The organism is Bacillus sp. 22-7, from assembly GCF_010628845.1.
Taxonomy (GTDB): Bacteria; Bacillota; Bacilli; order Bacillales; family Cytobacillaceae; genus Cytobacillus; species Cytobacillus firmus_B.
Map to the genome: position 1 here is coordinate 229,653 of NZ_NJQY01000006.1, position 12,721 is coordinate 242,373.

At 45.0% G+C, this 12,721-nt stretch carries 10 protein-coding genes; 1 reads left to right on the forward strand and 9 read right to left on the reverse strand.

Annotated features, from left to right (window positions below; genetic code table 11):
* Positions 1–21 precede the first annotated feature (21 nt).
* Entirely contained in the window at positions 22–465 is a 444-nt protein-coding gene (locus CE058_RS04990) for a CBO0543 family protein (RefSeq protein ID WP_163140683.1), read from the reverse strand.
* Positions 398–1,480: a DUF2515 family protein gene (locus CE058_RS04995; protein WP_163140685.1), complete on the reverse strand. Its 1,083-nt coding sequence runs from the start codon at positions 1,478–1,480 to the stop codon at positions 398–400. Before CE058_RS04995 ends, CE058_RS04990 begins: the two co-directional genes overlap by 68 nt.
* 109 nt (positions 1,481–1,589) lie before the next feature.
* On the opposite strand from CE058_RS04995, the gene shc reads away from it, so the two are divergent.
* Positions 1,590–3,452 (forward strand): squalene--hopene cyclase, encoded by a 1,863-nt coding sequence (gene shc / locus CE058_RS05000; RefSeq protein WP_163140687.1) that lies wholly within the window; start codon positions 1,590–1,592, stop codon positions 3,450–3,452.
* Positions 3,453–3,583: 131 nt separating this feature from the next.
* Here the strand turns inward: shc and CE058_RS05005 are convergent, their stop codons facing one another.
* From CE058_RS05005 to CE058_RS05035, 7 genes are all read right to left on the reverse strand, one after another.
* Positions 3,584–5,128, reverse strand: coding sequence for a BCCT family transporter (locus CE058_RS05005; protein WP_135149393.1), 1,545 nt, complete (start codon positions 5,126–5,128; stop codon positions 3,584–3,586).
* A gap of 231 nt (positions 5,129–5,359) precedes the next feature.
* Positions 5,360–6,820: an aldehyde dehydrogenase family protein gene (locus CE058_RS05010; RefSeq protein ID WP_163140689.1), complete on the reverse strand. Its 1,461-nt coding sequence runs from the start codon at positions 6,818–6,820 to the stop codon at positions 5,360–5,362.
* A 21-nt stretch (positions 6,821–6,841) separates the two neighbouring features.
* Positions 6,842–7,897, reverse strand: coding sequence for a homoserine dehydrogenase (locus CE058_RS05015; protein ID WP_163140691.1), 1,056 nt, complete (start codon positions 7,895–7,897; stop codon positions 6,842–6,844).
* Positions 7,887–9,134, reverse strand: a complete 1,248-nt coding sequence (locus tag CE058_RS05020) for a M20 metallopeptidase family protein (protein ID WP_163140693.1) — start codon at positions 9,132–9,134, stop codon at positions 7,887–7,889. The genes CE058_RS05015 and CE058_RS05020 overlap by 11 nt, the downstream gene beginning before the upstream one ends.
* A gap of 29 nt (positions 9,135–9,163) precedes the next feature.
* On the reverse strand, positions 9,164–10,366 hold the full coding sequence (locus CE058_RS05025) for a cystathionine gamma-synthase family protein (RefSeq protein WP_163140695.1): 1,203 nt from the start codon (positions 10,364–10,366) through the stop codon (positions 9,164–9,166).
* Between the two features lie 14 nt (positions 10,367–10,380).
* Positions 10,381–11,385, reverse strand: coding sequence for a cyclodeaminase (locus tag CE058_RS05030; RefSeq protein ID WP_163140697.1), 1,005 nt, complete (start codon positions 11,383–11,385; stop codon positions 10,381–10,383).
* 16 nt (positions 11,386–11,401) lie between these two features.
* Positions 11,402–12,589, reverse strand: a complete 1,188-nt coding sequence (locus CE058_RS05035; RefSeq protein WP_163140699.1) for a M24 family metallopeptidase — start codon at positions 12,587–12,589, stop codon at positions 11,402–11,404.
* Positions 12,590–12,721 lie beyond the last annotated feature (132 nt).

Here is a 12,721-nt window from a genome sequence, read left to right on the forward strand (position 1 = left end):
CACTATTGAAATAGGCTTTTTTTAGCGATTTCCATTCATCCATCCATGAAAGGCAGCGATCAATCCAATAAATAAGCAGTAGCCTATGAAGGTATAAAGATGATGCCAGTTTTCGGCATGAACAAATATTCCGATACTCTCTGCCATTTTTTCTGCAGCTGCCATCGCTATACTGATGGCCAATACAAACATCCACCGGAACCGGCCCCTTAAGCTTTCCATTATTTTTAATAAAGAAATCATTAAAACCGGAAGGACGGCCAGGGTGAATAAAATATTGATCGTAAAGATGTCTGAGAATGGGCGCATTGGGAAATCGTACATCCCTTTCCCGGTAAAATACAAATCTAAATATGTTCCTAACAGCGATGCCAGCAGCATGGCCGGCGTATAGCCTTTAATTCCAAACGGCCTTTTTGGCAAGGGCTGCGAGCTCGAGCCTTTCAAGTGTTTGACAGTATGCATGCCTGATCTCTCCATTAATCATATCGTCTGACTCCGAAAAATACTCCAATACGTGATCACTTTTATACCAATCTCCTAATTCCGCTTCAGGCTGGCTTACATTTTCCCAGGCGTTTTCAAGGCTTGGGCTATAAATTCTTCTACCGCCCGGCCGGAGCTTGCACGACTTTAGCTGAAATTGATATTGCTCGCCTGGCACCCCTTCGTGAACATCATTGAAAATATGCGGCCAATAATCCTTTCTTGAGCCGGTATGTGGGTGTGCATTTGCCCAGTGTTCTGTTAAGGCAAGCACCTCTTTGTCCTTAAACAGAACATCGTACAGCCTTTTTCCTAGAGTGATCCGCTCGTGCAGCGATTCAAAATGATTCAATGTCTGGCCTTTCAGATGAAGAACACCCTTCTTTTCATAAGGAAAGAGGATGTGATTCAAGGACAGCAGATCCTGAAGCTTAAATTCAAGCTTTTGAAAAACCTCGAGCTTATATTGCGGATTTTGAATCACCCTTTGTTCTAAATAGCTTTGTTCATTGATGATAAGGGCAATGGTGAGCATATAGGGATCAGGCTTCCTCCAAAAACTGCTCCAGACTGTTTCCATAAAAACCGAGATATTAAGGGACGGGAAAAGGTAAAATAAGGGCTTGTTTCGCTTCAAGCTTTCTCTATATATCAAAAATTGCGGATACGCATCCTGAAAAATGAGCCAGTTCCCTCTTTCCAGAAAAGAAAAGAAGGATTGCTTTTCGCGATGTGATAATAATCGGGACAGTAGCTCCCCTTTTAAATCGGTCATATTCCAGCCGCCATTGCGGGAAACCATATGACCCAAAAAGGCCCAATGGATTTCGGGATGCTGCCGGTAGAAGTCAAGATAGGCTTGTGTCCGGGTGACATTATTTAGATTCCATTCAGTTGTCTCCCTTTTAACCTGGCTCAGAATCCTCTTTTCTTCATCTGAAAGGTTTATCTGCTTTTGAACTCTTTTCTTTAATTCTTCTTTTAACCAGTTCATTGGGTGTTTCTTTTGAAAAAAGATAAGCAGACCTCCTCCATGAATTCTCTCTCTGTGATATGAATATGTATTTATAGGAGCAATTTAACCGGAGAGGAATGTGCATGACATGACCAAAACCGCTGCTGGCATGAAACGTCTCATTGCCGTATTAAGAAAAGACCAATCCCCTGATGGTTCATGGAATTATCCTTTTGAAACCGGCATTTCAACAGACGCTTATATGATCATTTTATTAAGGACACTGGAGATACATGATGAAAAATTAATTAAGGGACTGGCCGCAAGAATCCTAAGCAAGCAGGAAGAAAATGGAGCCTGGAAGCTTTTCCCGGATGAACCGGATGGAAATGCAAATGCCACACTGGAGGCCTATTATGGACTTCTTTATTCGGGCTATATTGAGAAGGAAGACGCCAGGATGAAAGCTGCGAGAAAATTTATACTGGAGCATGGCGGAATGGAGAACGCAAATGTTTTCACCAAAATTATGTTAGCTTCTACAGGACAATATCCATGGCCGGAATCCTTTCCGATTCCCGTTGAGATTATGCTTCTGCCCCTGTCCTTCCCTTTCAACTTTTATCAGTTTTCGGTGTATGGGCGTGTGAATCTGTCTCCGATTCTAATTCTTTCAGAAAAAAAGTTCAGCATCAAAACAAAAAACAGCCCTGACCTTTCTGACTTGCTAACTACAAGAACTCGGTGGGAAATACAGCCTGAATACCGATCATTATTGTCATCCCTCAAAGAAGGTGTTGAAGAGCTTTTGGGTCTGCCAGAACAGCTTCACTCAACGGCAATGGACCGGGCGAAGGATTATATGCTGGAACGGATTGAGCCGGATGGGACCTTCTATAGTTATTTCAGCTCAACCTTTTTAATGATTTTTGCGCTCCTGTCTCTTGGCTATTCCAAGGATGAGCCCGTTATAAAGAATGCGGTTGAGGGGCTTAAATCGCTCCGGACAGATATAGACGGCCTCCCTCATATACAATACGCAAACGCCAGTATATGGAATACTTCTCTCATAAACACAGCCCTCCAATTAGCGGGTGTTTCTTCGAATGACCCTGCAGTAAAGAAAGCAAACACCTATTTGCTGAAGCGCCAGCATGATCAGCTGGGGGACTGGGCAATCCATAACCCCAATGCAAAGCCGGGAGGATGGGGATTCTCTGATATCAACACCCTCAACCCGGATGTCGATGATACCACTGCTTCATTACGGGCGATCGCCAGAAGTGTCGAGGGCAGTTCAGAATATCAGGATGCCTGGGATCGCGGCATTCAGTGGCTGGTCTCCATGCAGAATGATGATGGAGGATGGCCCTCCTTTGAAAGAAATACCGAAAATTCCTGGCTTGCCTTCCTTCCGATTGAAAAGGGTGAATATATGTTTGGAGACCCAACCTCAGCCGACCTGACCGGAAGAACACTGGAGTTTTTGGGGAACTATACGAATCTCCCGGCTACTGATCCTTTAATAAAAAACGGGGTTAACTGGCTGTTGGATAACCAGGAAAAAGATGGTTCCTGGTATGGAAGATGGGGCATTTGCTATATTTACGGGACATGGGCCGCAGTAACAGGGCTTGTTGCGGCGGGCCATTCCAACCATCCTTCTGTTAGGAAGGCTTGTGACTGGCTGAAGAAAATCCAAAACGAGGATGGCGGCTGGGGAGAATCCTGCCTGAGCGACAGTCAAAAATCTTATGTTCCCTTGAACGCAAGTACCCTTACAGACACAGCGTGGGCGGTTGATGCTCTTATTGCAGAGGAAGACCCGCCAACTGAACAGATCCAAAAAGGAATTCAGTACCTGTTGAACTCAATTGATAAAGAGGATTGGACGACTGTCTATCCAAAAGGGCAGGCCCTGGCCGGAAGCTTTTATATTCATTATCATAGCTACCGTTATATCTTCCCTCTTATGGCTTTGGCTCATTATCGGGGGAAGTTTGGTCAGTAATATACCGCATAGAAATCACCATGCCGTCTATTGAGAATCCTTAAACAGTAAAAACGCTATCCCTATCAAAAGAATAGCGTTTTTACTGTTAATGGGGCAAGGATAGTTCACCGCATAATCTTTTGAAATTATTACTGTGCTTTCTTAAGGGGAACAGACTCGGTTTGTCCTTTTGCTTCTTTTCTCTCCCTGGACAATGAATTATAGAGCGAGATGCTAATAATGCCCAATATGATGGTAAAAGGGAGAGCAGAAACCAAGGATGCGGTTTGCAGCCCTTTTAATCCGCTGCTGGCAATTAACACGGCAGTAATCCCGGCCATTAATACTCCCCAGATCACTTTTACCATGTTGGATGGATTTAAATCTCCATCTGATGTCATCATGCCCAGAACGAAAACAGCAGAATCCGCCGAAGTGACAAGGAATATGACGATTAGGACCAGCATGATTACTGATAACAATGTATATAATGGAAACTCCTTTAACAGAACGAAAATGGCTGTTGTCACATCTTGCGAAACCGCTTCGGAAATGGCGGTACCCTGGAATAAATCCATGTATAATCCTGTTCCTCCGAAAATGGCCATCCATACAAACCCAATGGCTGGAGGGACAATCATTACACCTATAATAAATTCCCTGATCGTTCTCCCCTTTGATATCCTTGCAACGAAGGAACCGACGAAAGGAGACCAGGCAATCACCCATGCCCAATAAAAAACTGTCCAATCCTGAACCCACGCTTCACCTGTGTATGGGGTCAAATAGAAGCTCATTTCCATGAAATGCTGGATATAATCCCCAATGGCAAGAACGAAGCTTTCAAATATGAATACGGTGGGGCCACTGATCAGGAAGATCACCATTAAAGCAAGAACCAAGATCATGTTTGTATTACTCAAAATCTTAATCCCTTTATCAATACCGGTCGTCGCTGAAACAAGATAAAGGACAAGCATGATGCCAACAATGCCGATCTGCATCCAAGGATTGTTGGGTACTGAGAAGACATAGTTCAAGCCGCCATTAATTTGCAATACACCCATTCCCATCGAGGTGGCAATTCCTGTTACTGTAGCAATGACCGCTAGTATATTAACTGCTGACTTTAGCCTTTTTCTTTTTTCGGGGTGCTTTGCGCTTAATACTTCACCTACAAGAGCCTTCCTTTTATGACGGTATTGATAATAAGCAAGAGCCAGTCCGACAATGGCAAAGACTGACCATTGATGAATGCCCCAGTTAAAAAAGGAATATCGCATGGCTACCCGTGCGGCTTCTGCTGATTGAGGCTCTACACCAGGTAGCGGTGGAGAAGTAAAGTGAGACAGCGGTTCCGCTACACCCCAGAAGACAATTCCTACCCCAAAACCCGCGCTGAACAGCATACTGATCCAGGCAAATAAGGAATACTCGGCTTTTTCTCCATCCGGCCCGAGCTTTATGTTTCCATATTTACTAAAAGCAAGATATAAACAAAAGAATACAAAAAGAGCCACACTGACTAAATAAAGCCATCCAAATGATTTACTGGTAAAGTTAAAAACAATAGAGGCATTTCTGGCAAGACTATCAGGTGAAAAGGCTCCCCAAATGGTAAAAAGTCCAACAATTATGGCTGAGATCTTAAAGACTGGATTGTTATATGAAGCTCGGTTCCCGTTTTTCTTCAAAATAAAATCCTCCTTATTAGTCTTTTGTTCGGCTATCGTATTTGTTTGCTTTTCCGGAAAACTGTAATTCAAGTTTGATAGAATTATAAAGCCTGTCTCTTTTCAAAGGGTTATGAAGGATGTTGAATGACATAAATTATAACTTCAGCTATTTAAAAGGAAAGGAAGACCATCCGAAGCCGGATCGTTCTTCCTCACACGATATTCAGGCAGCTTGTCGGCTGTCTGATATTATAAATTTAATAGACTGCTATAGTTCGCTAATTTAAAGCAGACTACTTTCGGTTCTGTCATCTCCTGGATGGAGAATTTGATGCCTTCCCTGCCTAATCCTGAATTTTTCACGCCGCCAAATGGCATGGCATCAATCCGGTAGTCACTGCTGTCATTAACCATAATTCCGCCTACATCCAATTTGTCGATGGCTTTATGGGCTTTTTCGATATCCTTGGTAAATATTCCGGCCTGCAAGCCATAATTTATGTCATTCGATTTACTGATTGCTTCGTCAAGGCAAGATACATTGTACAAGAGTACAACGGGACCAAAAATTTCTTCTCTCGCAATGGTACAGTCCTCTGGAACATTTTCGAGAACGGTAGGTGAGTAAAATGCCCCATTCCTCTTCCCGCCTGTTAACACGGCTGCTCCTTTTTGTTTCGCTTCATTAACCATCTTTTCAACCCGGACAGCCTCTTTTTCCGTAATAAGCGGCCCCATATCCGTCAGTTCTGATTGCTTATCCCCTACGCAGTATTGATTTGTCCTGGCAACGAAAGCCTGTTGAAATGCCTCATAAACAGAATTCTGGATGTACACTCTTTGAACACCAAGGCAATTTTGCCCTGCTGCCCAAAATGCCCCTGAAACCGTTGATTCAACAGCCTCTTCCAAATCAGCATCCTCTAGCACAATGACAGGAGAGTTGGACCCCAGCTCCATACTTATTTTTTTCAATCCTGCTTTCCGGGTAATTTGTTCCCCGGCGTCCAATCCTCCAGTAAAAGTAATCATTCGCACAGCAGGATGGGTGACAAGAACATCCCCAATATCGCTTCCATACCCAGTGATGACCGATAACAGTTTAGGCGGCAATCCGGCTTGTTCAAAGGCTTCGGCGATTAAAAGCGCGCTGAGAGGAGTCACTGTTGCAGGTTTCACGATAATGGCATTCCCGGAAGCGATGGCTGGACCCACCTTATGTGCTACAAGATTTAATGGATCGTTAAAGGGTGTAATGGCGCCAATAATTCCAATAGGGAAACGGCGGTAGTATCCCAGGCGGTTTTCACTCCCGGGCATCTGGTCAAACGGTATGGTTTCTCCATGAATCCTTCTTGCTTCTTCTGCACTGATCCGGAAGGTCTGTATGGCTCTTTCCACTTCTTTAGAGGCTTCCCGGATGGTTTTGCTTCCTTCCCTTGCGATCGTTTTGGCATATTTATCTTTATTGGCTTCAATATAGTCTGCAGCCCGATTAATAATCGCCATTCGCTGATGGACAGGAAGGGAAGCAGCAATTTTCGCCCCCTCTTTCGCTTCTTCAATACAATTCAGCATATCTTCCTTCGAAGCTGCTGGTACAGTATCAATCATGCTGTTATCCTGCGGATCGCGAACTTCAATTAATCTTTCTCCTGCCGCCCATTCGCCTGCTAGAAACATTCTTTGTCCGGTTAGTTGAGTGGTCATGCTAATTACCGCCTTTCCGTTTTAGATTGAAACAAGCTGCCTTTGTCGATTAATGGAAATTAAGTCAATCAAAAGGGAGAATCCTGTCTCTATTTTCCCTGCTCCTGCGCCGCTTAATGTGACTGTGCCCAAAAGATCGCATTGATACGTAACGGCATTGACAGCGCCTTTAATGAAAGACAAAGGATCTTCAGCATCCAATTTTTCAGGAGTTATCGAGGCAATGACCCTGCCGTTTTCCTTTTTGGCTTTTGCAATCAGCTTCCAGGTCTTCCCTTCCGCCTTAGCCTTTTCAATATCATTCAGCGTGATGCCTGTAATGCCCTTGCATTCCACTTGCTCGACTGATAAAGGAGCATTCATGACATGGTTTGCGAGAATGACAATTTTATATCTTGCATCATAGCCTTCTACATCGCTGGCAGGATCCGCTTCTGCATAGCCGAGTTTTTGAGCCTCTTTTAGAGCCGCTTCATAAGAAACCCCCTCCTGTGCCATTTTGGTCAGAATATAGTTGGTTGTCCCATTCAATATGCCGCGGATTTCCGTAATGTCATTACCGGCCAAGGCAGCGGCCGGCATTCGTAATGCTGGTGTACCGCTCATGACGGTACCCTCAAATCCCCAGTAGACACCATGCTTTTTGGCCATTTCAGATAGTTTCTCGTAAGCGAGTGCAACAGGGCCTTTATTGGTCATCACCACATTTTTTCCTTTTTCAAATGCAGCCTTACAGTGGTCTATGGCGGGCTGACCGGTTTTGACATCTGTATACGAAACCTCGATAACCGTATCGGCATTAGTGTCCCTGATTGTTCTGATACTGTCCCATCCCCTGATTAGCCCCGGGGTTTCCGGATAATTCTCCAAGCTCCCTGTTTCCTGCAATACTTGCAAAACTTTCTCGATATCTAGTCCGCCCGGATGGTAGATTGCCCCTTTCTTCAAATCGGAAATGGCAACAATTTCTGCTTCGAATCCTTCGTTCTGTTTCAGCGCCTGTTTCTTATCACGCAGAATTTCCGCCAATCCCTGGCCAACAACCCCAAATCCTATAAACGCCAATTTATGTGCCAAGCATTTCCACCTCCATATTTTGATTTATTTGTACTTTCTGTTTCTTTTTTAAAAATGTGCCCGCCGTTTGTGCCAAAATGGCTGTTCCGATCGGCAAACAGGCTTCATCCAAATCAAAAATCGGGGTATGCAAATCACGCTGTTCCCCCTCCATTGGTGCACATCCAAGGAAAAACATGGATCCCGGTATTTTTTCAGTGACATAGCCGAAGTCTTCTCCGCCAAGGCCAAATGGGCGCCTGATGATCCCCATGCCTGGATATGTCTGAGCAATGGCGTCCGTAATCCATTCATTGACGGCAGGATGATTTTTTAAAGCCGGCTCCCCTCTTTGGATACTCAATGAAAAGGACCCGCCCAAATGCTCAACAATAGAAAGCGCTTTCTTTATTTCTGATGCCAAAAAATCACGTATCTCCGGTGTATAGCTTCGAATGGTACCCTGAATTACTGCCTCAGTCGGAATGATGTTGCTTGCTGTACCTGCATGGATTTGCCCAATGCTGATAACGGCAGCTTCAAGCGCGGAAACCCTCCTGGCTGTAATTCCATACAGTGCCTGCATGACGGGGCCAAGCATCCAAATAGGATCAGTGCCAAGCTCCGGATAAGCTCCATGTCCGCCTGAGCCATGTATTTTCACTTCAAAAACATCCACATTAGCCATACTGTAACCATCGCTGATTTGCACTTTCCCTACCGGAAGCCATGGACAGACATGAAGTGCAAGGGCAACTTCGGCCTGGTCATAAGCCCCTGCACGGACCATGTACGGTGAACCTGAAAGTCCGTTAGCGTCGGTACTCTCCTCTGCAGGCTGGAAAATAAATTTAACCGTCCCTTTTAATTCGCCCTTTTTAAATTGGTCCGAGAGGAGGGAAGCTGCCCCCAGGAGAATGGAGGTGTGTGCATCATGGCCGCAAGCATGCATCACACCTTCAGTTCTGGACGAATAGACTGTTCGATTTTCCTCCGTAATCGGCAAGGCATCCATATCAGCCCTCAGTGCAATGACTGGTCCATCCCCAGAGGTCAAAGTGCCTAATACTCCTGTTTCAAGACCCACTCCTGTTTCTACTTCAATACCGTCTATTTCCTTTAACAAATTCGCAACAAAACGGGAGGTCCCGAACTCCTGGAAGCTAAGCTCGGGATGCTCATGAAGATGACGGCGCCATTCAACCAGACGGCCAGCCAACTTATTCGCTTGCTCAACGATAGGATGATTATTTAACATCATCTCTCACCTCGATCAGAACTAGTAATCTACTTTACTTGCAAAACACTTTCTGCATGGCTAAATGCCTGTTCAAAATCTGCAATGAGGTCCTCAATTTCTTCAATTCCGCAGGAGACACGGATTAACCCTTCCGGAATGCCAACAGCTGCACGCTCCTCAGGCGTACACTCGACATGGCTTGTTGTTCGGGCCGGCCCTACTGTAGTTTCGACAGCTCCCAGATTTGCAGCGCGGTTGGCAAATTGTAATTTCGGCAGCAAGTCACGGACTGTTTCCACTCCGCCTTTGACAGCAAAGCTGAGCATCCCCCCAAAATCCTTCATTTGCCTTTTGGCAATATGATGGTTTGGATGTGTTTCAAGCCCTGGATAGTAAACAGATTCCACCATATCCTTTGTCTGCAGGTAATTGGCAAGCGCCATTGCATTTTTACATTGCTGGCGGACACGAAGGTGAAGCGTTTTCATACCACGGATCATCAGATAAGCTGCCATCGGATCCATTGTGGCACCGTTGATTTCACGATAATGATAGATTTTCTCCACAAGATCGTGCGGACCGCAAACGACTCCGCCCAGCGCATCCGCATGCCCGCCGAGGAATTTCGTAGCACTATGGATAACCAGATCCACACCCAGTTTAATAGGGTTCTGATTCATTGGCGTTGCAAACGTATTATCGACAATGACAATCGCCCCGGCATCGTGTCCTGCTTTTGCCATGCGTTCGATATCAGTGATCTTGACAGTTGGATTGGTCGGTGTTTCCAGGTAAAGGATTTTACACCCTTTTGCGACCTCTGCTTCTATTTGCTCGTGATTCCCCGTTTCACAAAGAGCCACATCTATTTGCTGGCGCGGCAGGAATTCCGTGAAAATCTTGTTCGTTCCGCCATACGTATCCTTCATGGATACAATGCGGTCTCCCGGAACCAGGAACGTCGATAATGTATTGCTGATTGCAGCCATGCCAGTTGAGAAGCTTGTTGCTGATTCGGCGCCTTCAAGGATTTTTACTTTATCTTCAAATGACTGAACAGTCGGGTTTGTATTTCTTCCGTAAATATGGCCCTTTCTCTTTCCAATCGCTACATCATACCACTCATCCATATCATCATAGCCATATGCCACACTGAGTACGACCGGCACCTGTGTCGCTCCATGCACCAAATAATCCTTTTCTCCAGCCCATACCGCTTTTGTACCTGCCTGAACATTTTCTTTTACCATACGATCACTCCTTCTCAGTTTTTTAATGCTAGTTTTTCGTTCTCAACTTTCAACCCGATTTTCCGCCTGGCCAATTCACTGTATGCATACAGGGCGATGGCAGTATCCTGGACTCCTGTTCCAGTTAAATCACAAACCGTAATCTCCTCGTCATTTATCCGACCGCTTTGCTTTCCGGATGTTAATTGACCCAATTCAATAACCTGCGATTCATTCGTTACTACTCCTTTGTCAAGTGCGTGATGCAATTCTCCAAGCCTGGCACACTGTGCTTTTGTATCGCATATAAGCTTATCCGCCCGGGCAAGGACTTCTGCTTCAAGCTCCTGCTTATGCTCAGCATCTGAGCCCATAGCCGTAATATGAAGTCCGGAATGAAGCCATTCCGCTTTGATCACCGGTTCTTTTGCCGGAGTCGTCGTAATGACGGTATCACTATTACGGACTAAGTCTTCAGCACTCTCAGCCACTTGGACCTCAACCCCTAATTCGGCCGACATATCCAAGGCATACTTTCTCGAACGATCCTCTGACCTGGAATAGACCAGGATTTTTTTAAAGTCCCGTACGAGTTTGAGCGCCCTTGCCTGGTACCTCGCCTGGCTTCCAGCTCCTATCACGCCTACTGTTTCAATGTTTTTTCTGGAAAGGTAGTTTGCAGCAATCGCTCCCGCTGCGGCTGTCCGCACCTCGGTCAAATAGCCGTTATCCAGCAGGATGGCCTGCGGGAGGCCTGTTTGAGTGCAGATCAATAGCATCAGGCCATTTCCGCTTGGAAGCCCCAGCTTATCATTATTGAAAAACCCGGAAGATACTTTGATCGCAAACATGTCTTCCCCTTTTACATAAGCGGTTTTGACATCCACTTCCCCATTTTGATCGTGCAGGTCCACTCGCATAATCGGCGGCATGACGGCTTCATCTTCTGCAAGCTTCGTAAATCCTGCTTCCACAATTGCAATCGCTTCTTTGTTCAGCTGCACATACTGCTTAAGTTCCTGTTCTGTAAAAATTAGCATCTCTCTGCTTCACCTCCTAGATTTTTGAAAGTGATGCTTCTTTTATAAATAAGTGCCTAGGGAGTTCTGCAAATGTTTCGCATCCATTCTCGGTTACCCTGAATGATTCACTTGCTTCGAAACCGTATTGATCAAGCCAGATACCCGGGATCAAATGGAATGTCATATTGGGCTGAAGGATGGTTTTATCTCCTTTGCGGATGCTCGCCGTATGCTCACCCCAATCTGGCGGATAGTTCAGACCCATGGAATATCCAAGACGCGATTCCTTTATAATTCCGCTCTTTTCAATCGATTTTTTCCATGCTTCCTCAATTTCTTCACAGGCAATCCCGGGCTTAATCATGTCCAGACAAGCGTTCAATCCCTCGACAACCACTTCCGAAAGTGACATGATTTTTTCGGAGGGCTGGCCAATATGGACGGTTCTGGCAAGAGGGGAATGGTAACGCTTATAGCATCCGGCCAGTTCCAGGATCACAAGCTCGCCTGATTTATAACGCTGGTCCGTCCAGGTTAAGTGCGGAGTTGAAGTTCTTTCCCCGGATGGAAGAAGCGGCATGATTGCCGGGTAGTCCCCTCCGAATTCTTCCGTGCCTGTTATTTGTGTATGAAAGATTTTCGCTGCCACATCACATTCACGTACACCTTCATTCACCAGCTCAATTCCTGCTGCCATTGTTTTCTCCACAATTTTGGCTGCTTTCTTCATATACTCGATTTCTGTATCGGACTTTATAATGCGGACCCAGTTTACCAGCAGGGATGCATCCCGGAAACTTGCATTTGGAATTCCCTTCTTCAGCTGCTCATAGCACTTTGCCGTGAAATAATAATTATCCATCTCAACACCAATGAAACGATTCTGCTGTCCGATTTGCTTTAAAATTTCTGCTACAAAATCCATTGGATGTTTGGTTTCAGATTGTACATAATCGTCAGGGTAGGGAATAATATTTTCATGATATAGCCATGTCGTGACCTTGGCTCCATTTGCATCCTGCCCCCTGCCAATCCAGATCGGCTGTTCCTCATCAATGATGATGACAAGCATTTGATGCACGTAGAAGGACCATCCATCATAACCCGATAAATAATTCATATTAGCGGGATCGGTAATAAGCAATACTTCAATCCCTTCTGCTGCCATTCTTTCTTTTGTTTTCAAGATTCTCATTTTAAACTCTGCTGTTCCAAATGACATGGTGGCTCTCCCTCCTGCAAAACCGGATATTTTATTAAGTTTGTAGGTTTATTATAGTGTCAGGGTAAAAAAACTATCATCCGCAAATTTGTATGAAAATTAAAATTTTATTTTAGTCAAACTATCGGAAGG